The following is a 22170-nucleotide window of genomic DNA, read 5'->3' as shown; positions in this document are numbered from 1 at the left end:
CTTAGTGTTTCTTATGGTATGGAACCTGAACAAGAAGCCTTATCTATTGTTTCCTTCAAGGACTGAGAGGCCGCTTCCCAGTTAATGAATTAAATCCCCAAAAATCACACGTGAAAACACCCGCCCCCTATAAACTCTCTAAGTAATGAATTCGCCGGTACATTCTCACTTCCGATTCCAACAAAATAATCTAGGAATTTCAATAAACGTTTTGCTTCCAAATATTCCGGACAGTCTCGTTCAATTCCAAAGAGTTGAGCTTCTACGTATGGTTTCAATACTGCAAGTTCATAGATCAATGCTGAATTAAACATCACATCTGCCTCTTCCTGATAAGGAAAAATATTCCTCTCTTCTCCTTTTCTCACCGCCGGCCACATACGGATCGTCTCCTTTGCTGATGTACCTCTGGTTCTTGCATCGCGTACAATTCTGCGGATCAGACGTCCATCTGTTGTCGGGATACGGTTATGCTCATCAATATTCAGCTGTGTAAGTGCACTGATATAAATTTTAAACTTATTTTCATCCGGAAGCTTTCTGGTCAGTTCCGGATTCAGGCAATGAATTCCCTCAATTACCAGCACTTCGTTTTCTTTTAATTTCTTTGGCCTTCTTTTGTATTCCTTATGACCGGTTACAAAGTTAAACTCCGGTATTACGACTTCTTTTCCCTCCAGGAGTTCCTGAAGCTGAAGATTGAATAATTCCACATCAACCGCACCAAGTCCTTCAAAATCAAATTCTCCATTCTCATCTCTTGGTGTCTCTTCGCGTTCTTTAAAATAATTGTCCACAGCAATCGGATACGGACACAATCCATTCGCCCGCAGCTGCACAGACAGTCGATGTGAAAAAGTAGTCTTACTCGAAGACGATGGTCCTGCAATCAATACAAAGCGGACATCCGAACGCTCTTTGATCTGTTCAGCGATCTGTGCAATTTTTTCTTCCTGAAGTGCTTCCTGCACCAATACCAATTCGTTCACATCACTTTTTGTAATCTTGTCGTTCAGGTCTCCAACTGTTTCGATACCCTGAATATCTCCCCACTTGGTTGATTCCTGCAGCACACGGAACAAGTGATTCTGCGGTTCGAACGGAGGTACTGCTTCCGGCTCATTCATCACCGGCATCTGAATCACAAATCCCTCATCGTACAGGTACAATTTAAAATATTTCAGATATCCGGCACTCGGTACCATATATCCATAATAATAATCTTCAAATTCATTCAAACTGTAAATGTTCACCCGAGACACTCTCCGGTAATGGAACAGCCGTTCTTTATCGTGCATGCCATGCTGTCCGAACATTGCAATTGCATCATCTGTATGCACGCTTTTTTTTCTGATAGGAAGATCCATTTCCACCATAGCTCTCATACGGCTTTCTACACGATCAAGAAATTCCTGTGTAAGATCAATATTTCCTTCTATCGTGCAATAATAACCCTTACTTACAGAATAATGAATTCTGACTTTATCGATATTCTTATGTTCTTCCACATCATAAATTGCTTTCACGAGCATCAGGCTCATACTTCTCCGGTAACTTTTATAACCCAGCGGATCCGCAGTCGTCACAAATTTCAACTCACAATCAGTTTCCAGTGTCTTGAACAATTCCTGAAGTCGTCCATCCACAAATACCAGCACAATATCATGCTGATATTCCTGCTGATATGTTCTGGCTATCTCCTGATATGTCGTTCCTTTTTTGAATTTTTTGTCTGTTCCATCTACATGGACCGTATATAAAATATCATTCATAGACACACCTCATTTTCACACTTTTACTTTGGCCGTTTCATAACTTCCTCATCTCATTTTGCCTCTGGCTCACAGACTTTCTCATCTTTACACAAGCAGAAACGGATGAATGATCGGAGCCGCAATAACTTCCACATCTTTCAGATTCTTTTCCAGATACTGTCTCATATCTTCAATAAAAATGTGCTCGATTCCATAATGACCGCCATCTATGATTGCCAGCCCCTGTGCCACTGCATCAATTCCTTCATGATGACCGATATCTCCGGTAATCAGTACATCTGCATGTTTATCCAGGGCTGCCTGGATCACACTTTTCCCGGAACCCGGACAGATTGCAATACGCTTCACTTTGTCTTCCAAATTACCGAACACCTTTACTGTTCCCAGATGAAATGCATCTTTTACATCCTCACAGCACTCTCTGAGCGTCATAGGAATCTCAAGATCTGATACTCTGCCGATCCCTTCCGGCTCATCTTCTTCCCCGATATCACCTTCTGCCGTCACTTCCAGTATCTCAGCGTCTTTCATATTCATCTTGTCTCCGGAAAGTTCCGCCATTCCCAGTACATCATAATTCGTATGCATTGCATAATAAGAAATGTCGTTCTGAATCAGTTTAAGAATACGACCTCCTACAAAATCAAGATTATGAATTTTCTTGATCGGTGAAAAGATCATCGGATGATGTGTAATCAGCATATCTGCACCATTCTTAACCGCTTCATCTATTACTTCATCTGTTGCATCCAGTGCGATATATATCTTTTTCACTTCTTTATCGTCTCTCCCCACCAGAAGTCCGACATTATCCCATGAAAGTGCGTAATTCAGCGGATATTCTTTTTCAATTACATTCATTACATCTCTACACAACATCTTACATACTCCCTTTCTTCTACTCGTAATACTTCAATGCCTCTTGCGTCAGTATGATCTCCTTTTTCAGTTCTTCCATTCTTCTGGCAGCACTTTCACTGTTCTGATGTTTAAAAAGCTGCCCGAATACATGCTCCTTAATTGCCATCTCCCTGTCCAGATATTTCTTGAGTACCGGATGCCGCTGCTTCAGCAGACATTTTCCATATGTATATTCACATACAGTATACTCTTCTTTTTCTCCATGTATGACTTTCATCATCGGATAAAATTTCCCATCTTCTTCTACCATATTCTCCTCTATGATCTGAAGCCGATGTTCATTCAAAAATCGTCTGACTTTTCCAATCTCCGACTGTGGCTGCAGGATCATTGTATCCAGCGCATCTGCTACCGTTCTTCCTTCCATCAGGATTTTTATCACCAGACCGCCGCCCATGCCGGCAGCAATCATCGTATCCACTTCTCCCGGAAGGACTTTTTCCAATCCGTCCGAAAGTCTGGTTTCTATCTTTTCTTTCAGTCCATGGCCGACTATATGCATTCTGGCTCTCTCCAAGGGACCTCTGTTGATATCCAGTGCGATCACTTTCTCCGCTATATGATGTTCTATCAGGTAAATAGGAATATAGCCGTGATCTGTACCGATATCTGCAACAGAAGCGCCCTCTGTCACCAGATCTGCAACTGCCTGCAGTCTCTTTGATAGTTCCATAGGCGCCTCTTTTCTTAATCTAAATAATCTCTTAATTTTCTGCTCCGGCTTGGATGACGCAGCTTGCGAAGTGCTTTTGCCTCAATCTGACGGATACGTTCACGGGTAACATCGAATTCTTTTCCTACTTCCTCCAGTGTACGTGCACGTCCATCGTTCATACCGAATCTTAATCTCAATACTTTCTGTTCCCTCTCAGTCAGAGTATCTAGAACTTCATCCAACTGCTCTTTCAAAAGTGTCTGAGCTGCCGCTTCTGCCGGTACCGGCACGTTATCATCCTGAATAAAGTCTCCGAGATGACTGTCTTCTTCTTCACCGATCGGAGTCTCCAATGATACCGGTTCCTGTGAAATTTTTAAAATCTCTCTTACTCTTTCTACCGGCATATCTAATTCTGCCGCAATCTCTTCCGGCGTAGGTTCACGTCCTAATTCCTGCAACAACTGTCTGGATACACGAATCAATTTATTGATCGTCTCTACCATATGAACCGGAATACGGATTGTTCTTGCCTGATCTGCGATTGCTCTCGTAATGGCCTGTCTGATCCACCACGTAGCATAAGTACTGAATTTAAAACCTTTGTGATAATCAAATTTTTCTACTGCTTTAATCAGACCCAGGTTTCCCTCCTGAATCAGATCCAGGAATAACATACCACGTCCAACATAACGCTTTGCAATACTTACAACCAGACGCAAATTCGCTTCTGCCAGTCTTTTCTTTGCTTCTTCATCGCCCTCTGCCATTCTCTTGGCAAGTTCTACTTCTTCATCTGCCGACAGAAGCGGTACTTTACCAATCTCTTTCAGGTACATACGGACCGGATCTTCAATGCTGATTCCATCCGGCACCGAAAGGTCGATTTTCTCCACATCAATATCATCTTCGTCTGACATCACAATATCATCCGGTATATCATCGTCATCATTACTGATTCTGAGCACATCAACATTATTTGCTTCCAGGTAATCGAATACTTTTTCCATCTGATCAGAATCAAGTTCCATATCAGAGAAAAAATCATTGATTTCCTGAATCTCCAGGATTCCTTTTTTCTTCTTTCCAAGTGATACAAGTTCTCTTAACTTTTCCTGGAATTTTACGATATTTTCGTCCATGTAGTGTCCATCCTCTCATTGCTTGTTTATATTTTATCCTTAATTAATGGAAATATGCAGTGTCCGCAGATCCTGCATTTTTCTTTTTTCATTCATCAGGCGCTGCAGTCCCTGAATGTCTGTAGGATCCAGATTCTTCGTCGCTTCTTCAATACTGTGATCTTTGACCCGTAGAATTGTCTCCTGCAATGCCTTTTCCTGTTCTTTCACAGTTGTCAGTTCTTTGATCTTCGTATGGAACAGACCTGCCACTTGCCGATGTTCCTCTTCATCTGTAAAGTGATTCATGATCTGAGCCGGATTAACCTCATGCTTTTCATATTGTTCATACAAAAGTTCTGCCACTTGCCGGAAAAGCCCTTCCGAAAAATCTTCCGGTGTAATATACTTTTCAATCTGTCGAAAGATATCTTCACTTTCAATCAGCCATGTGAGCAGTATTTTCTGAGACACCAGAATTCCATCTTCTTTTTTATTCTTCCTGTTATTCTGTATCTCCCTGGGTCTTTCAACCGGTTTTGCAAGTCCTGCCTGTACCGCCATCTTTCCAACCAGTTTCCTGAGATCTTCAAATCCGACATGATAGGCTTTCGCCACTGCTTCTATGTAGTTATTGCGTTCAATCTCTTCTTCAAACTGTGTCAGCCTTCTCGCCGTTTCTTTCATAAACTCCGTCTTTCCTTCTGGCGAATTCATATCATACTCCTTCTCCAGCACTTCCAGACTGTACATAAATACATTTCTCGCACTTGCAATCCGTTCTTCGAATTTCTCTGCTCCCAAATTCTTAATAAATTCATCCGGATCTTTATACGGTTCCATCCTTATGATCTTAGCAGTAATCCCTGCATCTCGTAAAATCGGCATGGCTCTTAATGCTGCCCTTGTACCGGCTCCGTCACTGTCATAAGTCAGATACACTTCCTGTACATATCTGCGGATCAGTGCAGCATGTCCCGGTGTCAGCGCAGTTCCCAATGACGCAACAGCATTGGTGAACCCTGCCTGGTGAAGTGAAATCACATCCATATATCCTTCACACAAAAGGAAATATGGCTTCTTGGTACGTCTTGCCCTGTTCAATCCATACAAATTCCGGCTCTTATCAAAAACCATTGTTTCCGGTGAATTCAGATATTTTGGTTTTGCATCTCCCATCACACGACCACCAAATCCGATTACCCTGCTATTGACATCCATAATCGGAAACATCACACGGTTCCAGAACTTATCATACACACCATTCTTTTCATCAATACTGATCAGTCCTGCTTTGGCAATCATGTCATCCTTATATCCTTTCGACTTCAAGTAACGGTACAGATCATCACTGTACTTATTCGAATAACCCAGACCAAATGCCTTGATCGTCTCGTCACTGAGCTGTCTTTTCTTAAAATATCCAAGTCCTACGGCTCCTTGACTGCTCTTAAGCTGCACGTAATAATATTGCGCTGCAGCTTTGTTGATTTCCAAAAGAATTGCCCTTGTATCCGCACGTTCTTTAGCCTCTTTCGAGTATTCTTCCTCCGGAAGTTCTACCCCTGCTCTGTCTGCCAGATATTTCAGCGCCTCAACAAATGTATAATTCTCATACTCCATCAAAAATGTAAATACATTTCCTCCGGCACCGCATCCAAAACAATAATACATCTGCTTCTGCCTGCTGACAGAAAAAGACGGAGACTTTTCATTGTGAAACGGACACAGGCCAAAATATGAGCTGCCTTTTTTCTGCAGTTTTACATAAGTAGATATTACATCTACAATATCATTTCTTGATCTTACTTCTTCGATAATCTCATCAGAATAATACATTTTGAATCTCCTCATTATTATTATTCGACAAAACTTTTTGATTTCCTTTAATTTTTCTCTTTTTTATTAAAATTCCTTATCGTTAATCAGAAAAAATTATTAGTATACAAAAAAATAAGAAACCCAAAACAAATCAAGGGTTTCCATCTTTTAGATGAATGCGGAAGATGGGACTTGAACCCACACAAGCGCAATGCTTACAAGATCCTTAGTCTTGCTCGTCTGCCAGTTCCGACACTTCCGCATATTCACTATATAATTTTCAGTCTTCGTTACTCTCAAAAAATAACTGCGGAAGATGGGACTTGAACCCACACAAGCGCAATGCTTACAAGATCCTTAGTCTTGCTCGTCTGCCAGTTCCGACACTTCCGCATTCATCTTTGCTCTCTCGCGAAGACAAGATATATAATACATCGAAATTGTTATTGTGTCAACAGTTTTTTTGAATTTTTTTATTTTTTTGAACTATTGCATAAACTGTTAATATTTCTTCTGTTTCAAAAGGACTCTCTTAATATAGCGGAAAGTTTTTTCCTCTCCCTCTTCTGCCAGCATTTTCAACAATTCGTGCAGAAGGCCTGCTGTATCCGGATGGATCATTTTTCCAAGCCGCCCGGCTCCCTTCTCATAATACTCCAATGGATGACTGTCTCTGTATGCGTCCCCCTGATATGTCTTAGATGCCGCAATACGATCCATGAACATCTCCACAACATATTGAAGCGGCATCTTAAGGCCTATGATACCTTCCCCCGGATCTACACTATAATCGATCCAATATTCATAATGATGTTTGTTACGTCCTTTATGATGTAACCATGCCTTAGAATAACCCGTTGCCTCCCGTTCAGCATTATTCGGACTTCTATTTCCCTGGTAATACCTGCATCCAACTAAAAATTCTGTCGGTGAATATTTGGACAGGTCATGAAGAAGTCCCTGTCTGTAAAGTCCTACTTTAAAGCATTCCTTCATAACAAGATATTTATGATGATTGATCGTCTGTAAGTGTTGTAATGTTTTCATTTCTCTTCGTTTCAACCTCCACAATCCGTTCTGCTGTAAGCACCGTAACCGACCGCTCTTTTAACTCTAATTTTCTCTGATCTTTCAAAAGCACCGGCACATCTAACATCCCCCGTTCCGTCGTCGCTTTCACATACCAGCCATATCCCTTTGGTAAAGCCGGCAGTGCAAATACATGTTCCAGCCAATGCATATTATATGCAACATAACAGTCCTCGCTTTTTGTCTGTGCTCCACTATAATATACGCCCAATTGCCTGCTCGACACTTCCCCCGGTATCTGCCACGCCTCTTCCCCGTGATAAGATACATCCGGCACACCGCAACAGCTAAGATCTATCCCCTGCAGTTCTCGCTCCGGTGTGAGAATCGGATGCGATTTACGGAATGCAATCAGTTCTTTTACAAAATCATGCAGTTCTTTCTTCTTTTCCAGTCCCCGCCAATCTGTCCATCCTATCGGATTATCCTGACAGTATACATTATTATTACCTTTCTGAGAATTTCCAAACTCATCTCCTGCAAGCATACACGGAGTTCCCTGTGCCAGAAAGAGCAGGAAAAATGCATTAAATATCTGATGATTCCGCAGTTCCATTACTGCCTTTTTCCTGCTCGGTCCTTCCGCCCCGCAGTTCCAGCTATAATTATAATCCGGTCCATCCTGATTATGTTCACCATTCTCCTCATTGTGTTTCGCATCGTAAGACACCAGATCATTCAGGGTAAATCCGTTCTGATCAGTAATGTAGTTAAAGATTCCCTGCTCTTTTGAATGGTGTTTCAGCCAGTAGATCACGTCATGGATCATCCCTTCGTCACCTTTCAGAAATCTTCGCATGACTGTCTGGAATCCCAACTCGTGTTCCATAATCTTGGTGTTTTTCAAAAACGGATCTGCATGCACACTCTCCGTCGAAATCACAAACGGATTTAATATAAATCCATCTATATGGTATTCCATAACATAATACCTCAGACATTCTAACATCATCATCTTATCTGCAGCCGTGCAGAATGGCATCTCCAGAACGACCTCTATTCCGGACCGATGACATGCCTTCACCATATCTTTCAGTCCTCTGGCGCCGTCTCCATCTGCAGAATATGCGCTTTTGGGTGCAAAATAGCTTCCCGCACCGTATCCCCAGTAATTTCTATATATCTGGCATTCTTCAAATTCATATACCGGCATACAATGAATCTGGTTGATCCCAAGATCTTTCAGATATTCCAGCTTTTCAATTACTCCCTGAAAAGTTCCTTTCGCCTTTACTTTTGATGATGGATGTCTTGTAAATCCGCGGATATGCAGACTGTACGCTATTACCTGATGATAAGGTATCTGTAATGTATGATCTCCTTCCCAGTCATAATCACTCATCTGCAGCCGTCCCCGGATCTCATGTTCTGACAGTTCCTTTTTTACACCCCAGCGTTCTTTGCCGGCAATTGCTTTTACGTACGGATCAGTTACAACTTCTTTATTGATCAGATAATTGTATTCATAATCTCCCGGCTCGATATCCTCAAGTGCTATACACCTCACTTCACCGATCATTGGTTTCATATCAAACTGCCTGCACGGTTTCTTTCTCCCTGTGCGGTATAATAACAGTTGGCAGTCCTTATCTGCCGGAACTGCAATGGAAAAATTAACCCTGTCTTTACTTATCTGCACCCCCAGTGGTAATGGATATCCTTGAACCTCTCTCATCTCTGTTATGTCCTTCCCGTTGCCCGTCTGCGCCTATTGCCATCCGTCTGCGCCATACATTTCAACATTATCTTTATTAATCATAAATACGTCTATTGCCGTCTCTGCTTCAAAATCTTTTCCGTCAAGAACATTCAATGCAATATCGACTGCTTTTTTCCCGATATTGATCGGAGACTGTGCGACTGTCCCTACGATCTGACTATCCGCTTTCATTAATTCCTTCTTAATATCAGGCGAACCATCTACACTGTAGACAACAGTCTGATCATTATTCGCAAGATTCAGTGCTGTCTTCGCTGCAACAGCCATCTGGTCGTTTCCACACATGATTGCCGTCACATCCGGTTGTTCCTCCAAAATCTTCTTGGCTGCTTCCAGCGCACTGTCAAATGTTCCGTTTGTATCTTCTCTCGCTACAACTTCAAACCCTTTTTCCGCCTTGGCAACTGCCTGCTCAAACCCTGTAATACGGTCATTCACCGAATTTTGTGTCGTAGCCTCCAGGATTGCAACTGTACCGCCATCCGGATACTTTTCAATCAGATCATTGCCACAAAGCTTCCCTGCCTCTGTATTATCAGAGCCCACATATGCATCAATATAATCTGTGTCTTTTACCTGTGAATCAATATTAATAATTTTTACCCCTGCGTCCTGCAATGCCTGAAGCGAAGGTGTGATCTTCTCCCAATCAACCGGGCAAAGGAAAATTGCATTGATCCCCTCATTGATCATCTCCCTGATCTGCTCTGCCTGTGTATCCGCATCAGATGCCGGATCTTTTACCACCATGGTACATTCTTCTTTTTCTACGATCTGTTGTGCAGCTTCTTCCAATGTTATAAAATATGGATTCTGCATATCGATCACAGAGAACCCAAACTTGTACTTTCCTGCGTCTTCTGTCTGATCCGTATCCTCCGAATCATCTGTTGTATTCTCACTGACTGCATTATCCACCGGCTTTCCAGCCTCTTTCTTGCATGCAGATAATGCGAAAATGCATACGAGTAATACTGCAATCACTCCTAACATTCTCTTCTTCATCATGTTGTTATTCCTCCTTATTATTGCGTTACATACAGCTACATTCTACAACATTTTTACCTGTTTGACTACTATCATCTTGCTTTTTATCCGTTTCTTTGTTAAAGTTAAGATAAGTTTTAATGTTAGTAAAGGAGACTATGATATGAGCGACACAAAGGAAACTGAAAGCTACACAACCGTAGAGCTTACACTCGATAACGATGAGATCATTGAATGTGCAATCCTCACAGTATATGAAGCTGCAGGCAAAGAATACATTGCCCTGCTTCCTCTGGATGAGAATCTTGAACCTAATGAAGCCGGTGATGTTTATCTCTATCAATACAATGAAACCGAGGACGGCGAACCAGATCTCGGCAACATCGAAGATGATGACGAATACGAAATTGCCGCTGATGCTTTTGATGAATGGATGGATTCCCAGGAATTTGATGAATCAGACGTCGAAGAGTAATTCGGACACAAAACGGGAAGGAGTCATATCTTTCCCGTTTTTTTCTTTTACATAACTGATGATCAGTTTTCTCTTCGCCCTGGTCATTGCTACATAAAAAAGCCGTCTCTCTTCTTCGATTTCCTCATCCGTCACTGCTTTCTTATACGGACTGCTGCCCTCATCTGCCTCGATCACAAATACCGTATCAAATTCCAGCCCTTTTGCCGCATGCATTGTCATCAGATTCACACCCTCTGCCGCATTTTTTTTACAATTCTGCTCCTTTAATATTTCCCCGTATCGTTCTACATGTTCAAACCAGTCACCGATCGTTCTATATCCTTTGGAATTCTGCCATATCTCTTCCAGCACCGCAAAAAGATCTTCCACTGAAATCTTCCGGTATGCCGCATAGTCTTTTAAAAACTCATCATAACCCATATGTTTCCGGATATATTGGATTGCTGCATATGGTGTTTTGTCTTTTATCATCTTCATGTCCCATTCCAGCTGATCCACTCTGTCCGTCATCCAGTTTTTATCCCGGTAATATTCTCTGAGCGAATCATAGGTAACTGTTCCGCCTTTCATACTATCCCTTGAGAAAAATCTGTTTGGCCGGTTTGCGATCTGCAAAAAATATTTCCGGCTATATTCCCCCTGTGAAAGGTGAAAATAACTGCTGATATCCTGTGCAATAAAATGTTCGTAAATATTATTCAGATGTTCTTTCATCACGAACGGAATCTGATATTCCATCATAAGTTCCGACATTGCCCTTGCATCTATATTCGTCCGGTACAACACAGCTATATCTGTATAAGCAATACCTTTTTCCTGACATTCCTTTATTTTTTCCAGCACATATTCTGCCTCCTGCGCAGGGTCTTTTACTTCCTGAACATGAACTGTTTCATCTGCTTTCTGAAACGCTTCGATCTTTTTTTCAAACCGGATTTTATTATTACCGATCACTCTTAAAGCACCATTGACAATATAAGCACTGCTGCGGTAATTAATATCCAAAAGTACCCTCTTGGCCTTTGGATAATCTTTCATAAATTCCATCATGATTCCCGGCTTTGCTCCACGAAATCCATATACCGACTGATCATCATCCCCCACTACAAACAGATTATTCTGCGGTTCAGCCAGCATACGAACCACATCATACTGTGCCTGATTCACGTCCTGGAACTCATCTACCAGAATATACCGGAATTTATCCTGCCATTTTTTCAGAATATCCGGATAATTAAAAAACAGATCCCTGCACTGGATCAGCATATCCTCAAAATCAATCTTCCGGCATTTTTTCTTTTCTTCTTCGTAATCTTTGTATAGTGCACGGAATTTTTCTGTTGTATATTTTACCGGTTCATAGGCTTCAATAGCCATACAATTATTCTTTACATTTCCAATTTCTGCAGCCAGTTCCTGCAAATAGTCTTTTTCTTCATCCGTTTCCGGTTCCTGATCCCATCCGACTTTTGGCAGAAGAGTTCTTAACATCCGATATTTTTCTTCATCCGTAAGGAGATTCGATGGTTCCAGACGGTACGCCCATTTCAGGATTCCGTAATAGATTCCGTGAAACGTTCCGAATGTAACAGCATAAGAAGACGGACCACAGATCCGTCTGGTTCTTTCTTTCATCTCCTGAGCTGCATACTTAGTAAAGGTAATGACCAGAATTTCTTCTGGCCTTACCTTATACTTCATGATCAGATATTCTATTCTCTTTGCAATGGTTAGAGTTTTCCCCGATCCGGGGCCGGCGAGAACCATACATGGTCCTTCATTATGGGCGACTGCCTCTGTCTGAGCATGATTTAAACTCATAGAATCCCCTTACTTGCTTAATAATTCAATTCCGTCTTTGATTCGTTTTACAGATTCTTCTTTTCCAAGAATCTCCATAATCTCTGTGGCTCCACCCGGTGTACTCTGCTTTCCTGATACAGCGGTACGGATTGGCCACATTACATAACCGACTTTTACACCCTTCTCGTCAACATAACTCTTAAGAAGCGCAAACAGTGCATCATTACTATAGTCTTCCTGTGCTTCCAGAAGCGGAAGAACTTCTCTCAATACTTCCAGTGAATTTTCTTCATTGGTTTTCATCTTCTTATGGCAATACATTGCTGTATCATATTCCGGTACTGCTTCAAAAAAGTCGATCTGCTCTGCAATATCCGGAAAGATCTCAATTCGTGATTTTACCAATGCTGCGATTTTCTTCAGGTCATAATCTTTTGTAATAACTTTGCGGATATACCCTTCCGCTCTTTCATAGAACTTATCAAAATCCATAGCTTTGATATATTCACCGTTCATCCATTTTAATTTGCCAAGATCAAATACAGCCGGTGATTTATTCATGCGGTGGAAGTCAAATGCCTTTACCAGCTCTTCCAGTGAGAATATCTCCTGATTGCCTTCCGGTGACCACCCAAGCAGTGCTACATAATTAACAACTGCCTCTGTCACAAATCCCTGCTCGATCAGATCTTCATAAGAAGAATGTCCACAGCGTTTGCTGAGTTTCTTATGATTTTCATCTGTGATCAGCGGGCAATGTACATATATCGGCACATCCCATCCGAATGCTTCATAAATCTTGTTATATTTTGGTGCAGATGACAGATACTCATTACCACGTACAACATGTGTGATTCCCATCAGATGATCATCGACAACATTTGCGAAGTTGTAAGTCGGATATCCATCTGATTTGATCAAAATCAGGTCATCGAGTTCTTCATTCGGAACTGTGATATCTCCGTAGATCTCATCGTGGAATGTAGTAGTTCCTTCTGTTGGCATGTTAAAACGGATTACATGCGGTTTTCCTGCTGCAAGGTTCGCTTCAATCTCTTCTTTACTTAAATGCAGACAATGCTTGTCATATACAACAATCTCTGTTCCGCCATCCTCGTCAGACACTTTGCTTTTCAAAGATTCCAGACGTTCTTTGTCACAAAAGCAGTAGTAAGCATCCCCCTGTTCGATCAGCTGTTCTGCATATTTCAAATAAAGTCCCTGTGCATTCCGTTCACTCTGCACATACGGTCCTACCCCGCCATCTTTATCCGGACCCTCATCATGAACCAGCCCGGTCTCTTTCAATGTACGATAAATGATATCCAGTGCGCCCTCTACAAAACGTTCCTGGTCTGTATCTTCAATCCGGAGGATAAAATCTCCATCTTCATGTTTTGCGATCAAATAAGTATACAGCGCTGTCCTTAAGTTTCCTACATGCATTCTTCCTGTAGGACTTGGTGCAAATCTTGTTCTTACCTTACTCATAACTGTCATTATCTCCTATTTCATTATTATTTTGAAATGTATGAAATCTATGTATTGCTACATACATTAGAACACTATCCGTCTCTACATTGTAGCACAAATCCAAGGCGGACAGCAACCTTTTATATCAGATCTTTCATCTGTGTCTTTCACCCGGAAGATTTACCGGATCCCTCTTTCCATTTTTCTGTTGTTTTGCAATCTTTCTTTCAACCCAGTATTCTTTCTGGAACACTTCTCTCGGGACAGATACAATGCAGACAATTCCAAGCACAATCCCAAAAGCTACTTTTATTGCTCCGATCCCTTTCGCAGCAGCCATTGCAAACTGATTTGTCACCAGATAATACGCTGTAAAATAGATGCCAGCTCCCGGCACCAGTGTAATGATACCCGAAATCATAAAGATAGTGATCGGACATTTCAGGCGGACCGTCAGCATTCTCGCAACCAATACAGCACATACCGTTCCTACAAAGGACGCAGCTGCAACCGAACAATATACAGACGCAAACTTGTACATCATCCATCCCACCGATCCGGTGATTCCGCATCCGATATAGAACCTTCTCGGCACCTGAAACATAACCGCATATGCAATCGTCCCGATAAATGAACATGCCAGATTTGCTATAATTTTTATGATCATTATAAAATGCCTCCTAACACATGATGATATACCGACAACGCCGTTCCCACACCGATTGCAATATAAACAAATACCATAACCGCATCAATCATTTTAACTGTACCTGCAAGATAATCACTGTCCGCCAGATCACGGATCGCATTCACAAATGCAAGTCCGGGCACCAGCGGCATAATCCCGCCGGTCACGATTCCTTCCATCCTAAGTTCCCCTAAAAACGGAATCTGCATTGCTGCCAAAGCCATAGAGGCAATAATGATCCCGCCTACAATGTGAACCAGGATCTTTGAAACACCGTGTTTTCCGGCAAAAAGTGACCATGAAAACACAACACAGCCGACAAAAAATGCCACAAATGCTTCCATTGATGTTCCGCCAAGCAGATAACCCAATCCACCGGCGCTTAATCCCGCCGCCGCTATCTGATAAGGAATACGCTTGACCGGCATCTTGTCGATCTTCTTTAACTTCTTTATTGCTTCTTCAATTCCGACATGTCCTGCTGCAATTTCCCGGGACAGATCATTTACTTCTGCTACGATTCCAAGATGTGTAGAGGAAAGCGGTACCTGTTTTACTTTTGTATACAACTTTTCTTTATCCGTTCCTGCACAGATAAACAATCCATGACTCAAAGTAAACAGCTCCACATATTTCACCCCGAATCTACGACAGATTCTCATCATCGTCTCTTCTACACGAAAAATCTCGCCTCCGTTTTTCAAAAGCATTCTTCCTGCTTCCATTGCAAGATTAATTACACGTTTTGTGTCGATTTCCGACATCAGTTCCTTTTTCAGATATACCTCATCTTCATCTGTGAATCCACATTTTTCACAGAATTCCATGATGTCCCGGCATCGGTCTTTTTTCATATATCCCCAGTCATACTGTGAGCAGTAATGTTCACAGATATAATGGATCATATACCGGCCATACCCCTTGCCACGGTCTTTTTCTATGGTTACAATATTTTTTATCTCACATTTCTTTTCTTCCGAAAATATAACCACGCACAATGTACGGAGTTTTCCATGCTCTTCAAGTAAAAAGAGTTCACCTTCTTCCAATACTTTACGGATTCTGGATTCATCCGGATCTCCCATACGAAGCAATTCTATATAATCTTCTTTGCCGTCTGTTATCTGTCGAATATTCATGCCTTTTCTTTCTGCTCCTTTTTGCTGTAAAGAACTCCATCTATGCTTTGATATGCCGGATTGTCCGGTGCAACCTCTATATACATAAGATTTTCCAGTTTTTCCAGGGCTCCGGGTTCAATCCATGTAATATTGGCCGGAATATAGATTTCTTCCACTCCCGTAATTCCAGTTAATGCTTCTGCTCCGATTCCCTTACATCTGTCGTCTGACGGCAATATAATAATTCCATCCTCGGCAGCCAGAGACGGGTTCTCACAACGTTCGATCATGCCATTTTCTCCTATGATAAATCCATCAAGATTCAGCATACCACTCTGCTGTTCTTCTGTGCTGCTCTTGTCCTCTTCAGCGCTCTCAACCGCTGCTTCCGCAGTTGTTGTATCTGCCGCAACAAGTGCAGCGTCCGCATTCTTTTCAGCTTTCAAAATCTCAGTTCCATCTTCCGAAGCAGACGTGTTCATCTCTTCTGCAGCAGGCAGCTTTGTAATTCGGCTGTCATCTTTTCCGGCATCAGCTGTTGATGTGGTCACATTCATAATTGTTCGATTCGGTGCCGCTACCTGAGCGCACAAATTTTCGATTATATTCTTCGCATTCGAAACACACGATGCTTTTATTTCCACATATCCTTTTACATTTTTCCGTCCGCAGCCTTCCATTATGCCGCCGGCTATCTTATACCCGTTCCGGCTTTGAATATATCTTTCCCCTGCATATTCCAGCCTCGTGAAACACTGTATGGAAACTGCGATCACAAGTACCATTGCCAGATCCGTATATCTGCACCTTCTGACCCGGTATTGTTTTTCTGACGCTGTACCATTCTTCATATTCTTAATCTTTTCCATAGCCTTTTCCATATATCCGCTTTCTTCCCCCTTATACTTCCATATGGATTTATTATAAATCATATATACAAGAAAAGAAAGTGATGTTCCATTGCTCACTGAAACTCCACTTTCTTTTTCATGTTTTTATTTGTTACAGAATCTTATACATTGATCTCTGCTGTTACTCCAAGAATATCCTTATTTGCTTCCAGCACAGGATTCACGACGTTCTTCAGATATACATCAACCTGAATCGGCGCACGTCCCACATATTTTGCAGGATCCATCGTCTTCTGCAGTTCTTCCAGCGAAAGATTGAATGCAGGATCTGCAGCGATCAGTTCAAGAAGGTTGTTGTCTAATCCTTTTTCTTTGACATTGCGTCCGGCTTCCATAGACAGCTCACGGATTCTCTCATGAAGTTCCTGTCTGTCTCCACCTGCTTTTACAGCATCCATCATGATATTTTCTGTTGCCATGAACGGAAGTTCTGACATCAGTCTCTTTTCGATAACTTTCGGGTATACTACCAGTCCGTCTACAACATTCAGACACAGATCCAGGATACCATCAATTGCCAGAAATCCTTCCGGGACACTGAGACGTTTGTTAGCAGAATCGTCAAGCGTTCTCTCAAACCATTGTGTTGCAGATGTGATTGCCGGATTCATGGCATCTACCATCACATATCTAGAAAGTGAAGCAATTCTTTCACTTCTCATAGGGTTTCTCTTATATGCCATTGCCGAAGATCCGATCTGACTCTTTTCAAATGGTTCTTCAATCTCTTTCAGATGCTGAAGGAGACGGATGTCATTGGACATCTTGTGTGCGCTTGCTGCAATACCTGCAAGTACATTTACCACTCTGGTATCTACCTTACGTGAATAGGTCTGACCTGATACCGGATAACATGTCTCAAATCCCATCTTTTTGGCGATCATCGGATCGATCTTATCAATTGTCTCCTGATCTCCGTCAAAGAGTTCCAGAAAGCTTGCCTGTGTTCCGGTCGTTCCTTTTGATCCGAGAAGCTTTAAACTTCCTTTTACATATTCCAGATCTTCCAGATCCATCATGAATTCCTGCATCCAGAGTGTTGCTCTCTTACCTACTGTTGTAGGCTGTGCAGGCTGGAAATGTGTAAATGCAAGTGTCGGAAGACTCTTATGTGCATCCGCAAACTTTGCGAGTTCGGCAATCACATTGATCAGTTTCTTTCTGACAATCTCCAACGCTTCCGACATCAGAATGATATCTGTATTATCGCCTACATAGCAAGAAGTCGCACCAAGATGAATGATTCCTTTTGCATTCGGACACTGTTTTCCATATGCATACACATGAGACATAACATCATGACGGACTACCTTTTCTCTTTCTTTTGCCACATCATAATTGATATCATCTGCATGTGCTTTTAATTCTTCAATCTGTTCTTCTGTAATATCCAGTCCCAGTTCTTTTTCCGTTTCAGCAAGTGCGATCCAGAGTTTTCTCCATGTACGGAACTTCTTATCCGGCGAGAAAATATACTGCATCTCTTTGCTTGCATATCTTTCTGAAAGTGGACTTGTATATCTGTCATTACTCATACTAATAATCTCCTTCGTCAATTCTTCCACCCGACTATTTTAACCTGTTTTCTATTCAAATGCCAGCGAAACATCTCTTCCAGGTACTTCCATCGGATAATTACCGGTGAAGCATGCGTCACAATATGCCAGATCACCGACCATGTTTTTTAATTTATCAACTTCCATATAGCCAAGCGAATCTGCCCCGATCATCTCACGGATCTGCTCTGTTGTATGGGAATGTGCGATCAGTTGTTCATTCGAAGGCACATCTGTTCCGAAATAACATGGATGCAGGAACGGTGGTGAACTGATCCTTACATGTACCTCTTTCGCTCCGGCCTTTTTGAGCATCTTGATAATGTTCGCACAGGTTGTTCCTCGTACAATAGAATCATCTACCATAACAATACGTTTTCCCTTTACAACCTCTTCGATCACGTTCAGCTTGATCTTCACACTGCTTTCCCGCTGACTCTGTTTTGGCTTGATAAATGTTCTTCCGACATAACTGTTCTTGTGGAATGCCATGCCATACGGAATTCCCGACTGTTCCGAATATCCTTTCGCCGCAACCAGCCCGGAATCCGGTACTCCGACAACCAGATCCGCATCAACCGGATAAGATTCTGCCAGAGCTTTCCCTGCAACAATTCTCGCATGATATACATTCACATCATCGATCACGCTGTCCATTCTTGCGAAATATATATATTCAAAAATACATCTTGCCTGCTTTTTTGGATCGATTGCCATAGTTTTATCTGATTTCATTCCATGTTTTGTAAAACTTACAATCTCTCCAGGCTCTACGTCTCTTACAAATTCTCCTCCGACGGCAGCAATCGCACAGCTCTCCGAAGCCAGGAAATAAGTATTATCTCTTTTTCCAATACAAAGAGGCTTCAATCCAAACGGATCTCTGGCACCGATCATCTTTCTCGGCGAACTGACAACCAGTGCATACGCTCCCTGTATCTTCTTCATCGCATTTTTTACCGCATCTTCTGCCTTCTCTACATTCAGACGTTCTCTGGCGATATGATATGCGATCACCTCCGAGTCAATCGTTGTCTGGAAAATAGCGCCTGTGTACTCCAGTTCATGGCGAAGTTCAATGGCATTTGTCAGATTGCCGTTATGTGCAATTGCAAGGATCCCTTTCACATAATTGATAACCAACGGCATCGCATTCTCAGCTCTGGAAGCACCTGCTGTCGAATATCTTACATGTCCGACACCAAGATTTCCCTTCAATTCCTGTAAAGACTCTTCATCGAACACTTCATTTACCAGTCCAAGTCCTTTCTTGGAATGTACTTTTCTTTCTCCATATGTATCCGTTACCGCAATACCACAGCTTTCCTGTCCTCTGTGCTGCAATGCAAAAAGTCCATAATAAACGGATGGTGCAACATCTCCGCCATCCATATCATAGGCTCCAAACACACCGCATTCTTCACCCAGTCCTGTTGTTACTTTTTCAAATTCACTCATAAATGCAGACTCCATTCTTTTCAAATTTTTCATTTGTCAAAACTGTCTTTAAAAAGCATTTTGCTATATCAGTATAATACAAGGCAAACGGAAAAGCAATATTTCCATCTACCTTGTATTCCTGCTGATACATTATTTATAACGCGTCATTTGATAAGCACAGCTTATAAACCCGCTCTATTCATTAGTTTTCCCGCGGTTAATCATTGAATTTTCCGAGAAATTCTTTCATTCTTTCATTAGATGAATCGAACACTTCTTCCGGAGTTCCTTCTACTGCGATCACACCTCCATCCATGAAGATTACATGATCCGATACGTTTCTCGCAAAATTCATCTCATGCGTAACAATCACCATCGTCATATGCTCCATCGCAAGTTCCCTGATAACTTTCAAGATCTCTGCAGTCAGTTCCGGATCCAGCGCGGACGTCGGCTCATCAAAAAACAGAATATCCGGATGCAGTGCAAGTGCTCTCGCGATTGATACACGCTGCTGCTGTCCTCCCGACAACTGACAAGGATATGCATCTTCCTTGTCGGCAAGTCCCATCTTCTTCAAAAGTTCTCTCGCTTCTTTATAGACTTCTTCTTTCTTTCTCTTCTGCACTTTCAGCGGTGCATCAGTGATATTCTTCATCACCGAATAATGCGGAAACAAATTAAAATTCTGAAACACCAGTCCAAAGGTTCCGGAATAATGGATTTCCCCTGCATCCGCAGTCTCAAGCCCCGTTGCACATCGAAGAAGGGTTGATTTTCCCGAGCCGGAAGGACCGATGATACCAAGGACTTCTCCCTTTTCCACCTTCAGAGAAATGTCTTTCAGAACTTCGACCCCGTTAAAACTTTTTTTGATATTTTTCATTTCAAGCAGACTCATGATCTATTCCTCCTAGTGGTAATAATTCAACTTTTCTTCAATCTTTTCCATAATCATCGCAACAAGCAAATTAAATACATAATAGAAGATACCTGCTGCAATATACGGAACCATGGAAGTCTGTGCCGCCGCAATCTGTTTTGCCATTGTAAACATCTCCGTTACAGCCAGCACAAATGCCAGTGAAGTGTCCTTTACCAGCGTGATGATCTCATTGGTCACTGCCGGCAGAATATGCTTACATACCTGAGGAAATACGATCCGGAAAAATGTCTGGCTTTTGGAATATCCCAGTACCTTTGCCGCTTCATACTGTCCTACCGGAATTGCCTCAATCCCGCCTCTGTATATCTCAGCAAAATATGCCGCATAATTAATTGCAAAACCGATCAGCACCGCAGTCATACGGTATCCTGTGGAAATGCGCATTCCAAACAGATAATATGGTCCGAAATACACTACCATCAACTGAAGCATCAGCGGGGTTCCTCTCATAATCGATATGTATAATTTTGATATCCATCTGACCGGTGCAATCTTCGACATTCTCCCGAATGCAACCACCAGTCCAAGCGGCAGTGAAAAAAGTAATGTCAGAATAAATATCTCTGCCGAGATCCACATTCCTCCGCCAAGTTCTCTTATCAGTGTTCCTATCTCCATCTATAATGTCCTCCAGTTTTTTCACGCTTCTTCCGAATGAATGGCGAGCCAAAAGGGACCAATCCCCTCCGGGGTTGGCCCCTTCATTTTACTTGCTGTTCTTTCCTATGCAAAGAGCTCCCGGAACTCCGTAATCTGCATATTTTTCTGCAATTTTATCAACCGTTCCGTCTTCGGCCATCTCATCCAGTGTCTTCTGAACTTTATCTTTCAGCTCTGTGTTTCCTTTTTTGAATCCGACTGCATACTGTTCAGATGAAATTTCTTTGTCTAGGATCTTGTAATCATCCAGATTTTTCCTTGAATTCACCTGATAGTTTGCAACTCCGATGTCCATAGCGATTGCATCACATGCACCGGATTCCAGATCCATGAATGCTGTATTGTATTCTGCAACCTGATTAAGATCTGCGAAGGTTGCCGCCAGGTCCTTCTGATCTCCTTCCAGAGCCGCAAGTGCAGAAGAGTCTGTCTGTACTTCTACATGTTTTCCTTTCAGCCCCGAAAAGTCATCAATACCCGAATCACTTCTGACTACCACAACCTGCTTGTTGTCAATATATGGATCTGACCATGTATAATCATCTTCACGGCCATTCATAGTGAATCCATTCCAGATACAGTCAATTGTTTCCGAATTTAGTTCCGCATCCTTAGAATCCCAGTCTATCGGCTGTTTTACCAGTTTCCAATCATTTCTATCACATACTTCCTGTGCAAGATCAAGATCGAATCCTACATATTCTCCGCTATCATCTTTATAACCATACGGAGGGAAAGAAGCATCAAACCCAACGATCAATGTGTCATCATCATTTTCTACTTTTGATTCTTTTGCCGATTTCTTTCCACTTTCAGATGAACCTGAATCTTTACTTCCACAGCCTGCCAATACCGTTGTAGCTGCCATTGCCGTAACAAGGAGCAGTACTAATCTCTTTTTCATAACATATATCCTCCTGTATTCCTTTTACGTGTGCCAAACAGCCGCTACGCTCTTTTACTAGTTTAGCAGTTGATTACTTTACCACACTAAAATCTTTGGAT

19 protein-coding genes and 2 tRNA genes are annotated in these 22170 nt (G+C 42.0%); 1 reads left to right on the top strand and 20 read right to left on the bottom strand.

All coding sequences use genetic code 11. The features are described 5' to 3' along the window. Nucleotides 1-104: 104 nt before the first annotated feature. The 10 genes from OCV72_RS01170 to OCV72_RS01125 form a co-directional block, all read right to left on the bottom strand. Nucleotides 105-1772 carry a nucleoside kinase gene (locus tag OCV72_RS01170; protein ID WP_055281253.1) on the bottom strand — a complete coding sequence of 556 codons (1668 nt, stop codon included), beginning with the start codon at nt 1770-1772 and terminating at the stop codon, nt 105-107. Nucleotides 1773-1859: 87 nt separating this feature from the next. Further along, entirely contained in the window at nt 1860-2654 is a 795-nt protein-coding gene (locus tag OCV72_RS01165; RefSeq protein WP_055281251.1) for a Nif3-like dinuclear metal center hexameric protein, read from the bottom strand. 19 nt (nt 2655-2673) lie between these two features. Beyond that, on the bottom strand, nt 2674-3369 hold the full coding sequence (locus OCV72_RS01160; RefSeq protein WP_055281249.1) for a tRNA (adenine(22)-N(1))-methyltransferase: 696 nt from the start codon (nt 3367-3369) through the stop codon (nt 2674-2676). Nucleotides 3370-3383: 14 nt separating this feature from the next. Next, nucleotides 3384-4493, bottom strand: a complete 1110-nt coding sequence (gene rpoD, locus OCV72_RS01155) for an RNA polymerase sigma factor RpoD (RefSeq protein WP_055281247.1) — start codon at nt 4491-4493, stop codon at nt 3384-3386. 39 nt (nt 4494-4532) lie between these two features. Further along, complete coding sequence (gene dnaG / locus OCV72_RS01150) at nt 4533-6311, bottom strand: DNA primase (RefSeq protein WP_055281245.1); 1779 nt, start codon at nt 6309-6311, stop codon at nt 4533-4535. Between the two features lie 159 nt (nt 6312-6470). Continuing rightward, a tRNA-Leu gene (locus OCV72_RS01145) sits at nt 6471-6555 on the bottom strand. A 46-nt stretch (nt 6556-6601) separates the two neighbouring features. Beyond that, a tRNA-Leu gene (locus tag OCV72_RS01140) sits at nt 6602-6686 on the bottom strand. Between the two features lie 108 nt (nt 6687-6794). Beyond that, entirely contained in the window at nt 6795-7340 is a 546-nt protein-coding gene (locus tag OCV72_RS01135; protein ID WP_055281243.1) for a DUF5662 family protein, read from the bottom strand. Continuing rightward, nucleotides 7300-9057 (bottom strand): alpha-amylase family glycosyl hydrolase, encoded by a 1758-nt coding sequence (locus OCV72_RS01130; protein WP_070099606.1) that lies wholly within the window; start codon nt 9055-9057, stop codon nt 7300-7302. The genes OCV72_RS01135 and OCV72_RS01130 overlap by 41 nt, the downstream gene beginning before the upstream one ends. A 33-nt stretch (nt 9058-9090) precedes the next feature. Next, nucleotides 9091-10110 (bottom strand): sugar ABC transporter substrate-binding protein, encoded by a 1020-nt coding sequence (locus OCV72_RS01125; protein WP_081020964.1) that lies wholly within the window; start codon nt 10108-10110, stop codon nt 9091-9093. A 142-nt stretch (nt 10111-10252) separates the two neighbouring features. On the opposite strand from OCV72_RS01125, the gene OCV72_RS01120 reads away from it, so the two are divergent. Beyond that, the gene (locus OCV72_RS01120; protein ID WP_028086274.1) at nt 10253-10564 is read left to right on the top strand and encodes a DUF1292 domain-containing protein; all 312 of its coding nucleotides are present in this window, start codon (nt 10253-10255) and stop codon (nt 10562-10564) included. On the opposite strand, the gene OCV72_RS01115 is transcribed toward OCV72_RS01120, so the two are convergent. The 10 genes from OCV72_RS01115 to OCV72_RS01070 form a co-directional block, all read right to left on the bottom strand. Then, on the bottom strand, nt 10547-12388 hold the full coding sequence (locus OCV72_RS01115; RefSeq protein ID WP_055281241.1) for an ATP-dependent helicase: 1842 nt from the start codon (nt 12386-12388) through the stop codon (nt 10547-10549). The genes OCV72_RS01120 and OCV72_RS01115 overlap by 18 nt on opposite strands. Before the next feature lie 9 nt (nt 12389-12397). Then, nucleotides 12398-13861, bottom strand: coding sequence for a glutamate--tRNA ligase (gene gltX / locus OCV72_RS01110; RefSeq protein WP_028086272.1), 1464 nt, complete (start codon nt 13859-13861; stop codon nt 12398-12400). A gap of 136 nt (nt 13862-13997) precedes the next feature. Then, nucleotides 13998-14510 carry a threonine/serine exporter family protein gene (locus OCV72_RS01105; protein WP_055281239.1) on the bottom strand — a complete coding sequence of 171 codons (513 nt, stop codon included), beginning with the start codon at nt 14508-14510 and terminating at the stop codon, nt 13998-14000. After that, nucleotides 14510-15670, bottom strand: a complete 1161-nt coding sequence (locus OCV72_RS01100) for a threonine/serine exporter family protein (RefSeq protein WP_055281237.1) — start codon at nt 15668-15670, stop codon at nt 14510-14512. The genes OCV72_RS01105 and OCV72_RS01100 overlap by 1 nt, the downstream gene beginning before the upstream one ends. After that, the gene (locus tag OCV72_RS01095) at nt 15667-16620 is read right to left on the bottom strand and encodes a hypothetical protein (RefSeq protein ID WP_055281235.1); all 954 of its coding nucleotides are present in this window, start codon (nt 16618-16620) and stop codon (nt 15667-15669) included. Before OCV72_RS01095 ends, OCV72_RS01100 begins: the two co-directional genes overlap by 4 nt. 44 nt (nt 16621-16664) lie before the next feature. Next, nucleotides 16665-18098 carry an adenylosuccinate lyase gene (gene purB, locus OCV72_RS01090; RefSeq protein ID WP_055281233.1) on the bottom strand — a complete coding sequence of 478 codons (1434 nt, stop codon included), beginning with the start codon at nt 18096-18098 and terminating at the stop codon, nt 16665-16667. Between the two features lie 51 nt (nt 18099-18149). Then, entirely contained in the window at nt 18150-19577 is a 1428-nt protein-coding gene (purF, locus tag OCV72_RS01085) for an amidophosphoribosyltransferase (RefSeq protein WP_028086268.1), read from the bottom strand. A 199-nt stretch (nt 19578-19776) separates the two neighbouring features. Further along, nucleotides 19777-20460, bottom strand: coding sequence for an amino acid ABC transporter ATP-binding protein (locus tag OCV72_RS01080; protein ID WP_028086267.1), 684 nt, complete (start codon nt 20458-20460; stop codon nt 19777-19779). A 12-nt stretch (nt 20461-20472) separates the two neighbouring features. Then, the gene (locus OCV72_RS01075) at nt 20473-21123 is read right to left on the bottom strand and encodes an amino acid ABC transporter permease (protein WP_028086266.1); all 651 of its coding nucleotides are present in this window, start codon (nt 21121-21123) and stop codon (nt 20473-20475) included. Between the two features lie 88 nt (nt 21124-21211). Beyond that, nucleotides 21212-22069: an amino acid ABC transporter substrate-binding protein gene (locus tag OCV72_RS01070; protein WP_055281231.1), complete on the bottom strand. Its 858-nt coding sequence runs from the start codon at nt 22067-22069 to the stop codon at nt 21212-21214. Between the last annotated feature and the right edge of the window lie 101 nt (nt 22070-22170).

This window comes from Dorea amylophila (genome assembly GCF_025567265.1).
Taxonomy (GTDB): Bacteria; Bacillota; Clostridia; order Lachnospirales; family Lachnospiraceae; genus Dorea_A; species Dorea_A amylophila.
This window is presented reverse-complemented; position numbering and strand designations above follow the sequence as displayed.

Bases quoted from the DNA above. Each gene is read 5' to 3' on its own strand.
- OCV72_RS01170 (WP_055281253.1), bottom strand. From the start codon at position 1,772: ATGAATGATATTTTATATACGGTCCATGTAGATGGAACAGACAAAAAA.
- OCV72_RS01165 (WP_055281251.1), bottom strand. From the start codon at position 2,654: ATGTTGTGTAGAGATGTAATGAATGTAATTGAAAAAGAATATCCGCTG.
- OCV72_RS01160 (WP_055281249.1), bottom strand. From the start codon at position 3,369: ATGGAACTATCAAAGAGACTGCAGGCAGTTGCAGATCTGGTGACAGAG.
- rpoD (WP_055281247.1), bottom strand. From the start codon at position 4,493: ATGGACGAAAATATCGTAAAATTCCAGGAAAAGTTAAGAGAACTTGTA.
- dnaG (WP_055281245.1), bottom strand. From the start codon at position 6,311: ATGTATTATTCTGATGAGATTATCGAAGAAGTAAGATCAAGAAATGAT.
- OCV72_RS01135 (WP_055281243.1), bottom strand. From the start codon at position 7,340: ATGAAAACATTACAACACTTACAGACGATCAATCATCATAAATATCTT.
- OCV72_RS01130 (WP_070099606.1), bottom strand. From the start codon at position 9,057: ATGAGAGAGGTTCAAGGATATCCATTACCACTGGGGGTGCAGATAAGT.
- OCV72_RS01125 (WP_081020964.1), bottom strand. From the start codon at position 10,110: ATGATGAAGAAGAGAATGTTAGGAGTGATTGCAGTATTACTCGTATGC.
- OCV72_RS01120 (WP_028086274.1), top strand. From the start codon at position 10,253: ATGAGCGACACAAAGGAAACTGAAAGCTACACAACCGTAGAGCTTACA.
- OCV72_RS01115 (WP_055281241.1), bottom strand. From the start codon at position 12,388: ATGAGTTTAAATCATGCTCAGACAGAGGCAGTCGCCCATAATGAAGGA.
- gltX (WP_028086272.1), bottom strand. From the start codon at position 13,861: ATGAGTAAGGTAAGAACAAGATTTGCACCAAGTCCTACAGGAAGAATG.
- OCV72_RS01105 (WP_055281239.1), bottom strand. From the start codon at position 14,510: ATGATCATAAAAATTATAGCAAATCTGGCATGTTCATTTATCGGGACG.
- OCV72_RS01100 (WP_055281237.1), bottom strand. From the start codon at position 15,670: ATGAATATTCGACAGATAACAGACGGCAAAGAAGATTATATAGAATTG.
- purB (WP_055281233.1), bottom strand. From the start codon at position 18,098: ATGAGTAATGACAGATATACAAGTCCACTTTCAGAAAGATATGCAAGC.
- purF (WP_028086268.1), bottom strand. From the start codon at position 19,577: ATGAGTGAATTTGAAAAAGTAACAACAGGACTGGGTGAAGAATGCGGT.
- OCV72_RS01080 (WP_028086267.1), bottom strand. From the start codon at position 20,460: ATGAGTCTGCTTGAAATGAAAAATATCAAAAAAAGTTTTAACGGGGTC.
- OCV72_RS01075 (WP_028086266.1), bottom strand. From the start codon at position 21,123: ATGGAGATAGGAACACTGATAAGAGAACTTGGCGGAGGAATGTGGATC.
- OCV72_RS01070 (WP_055281231.1), bottom strand. From the start codon at position 22,069: ATGAAAAAGAGATTAGTACTGCTCCTTGTTACGGCAATGGCAGCTACA.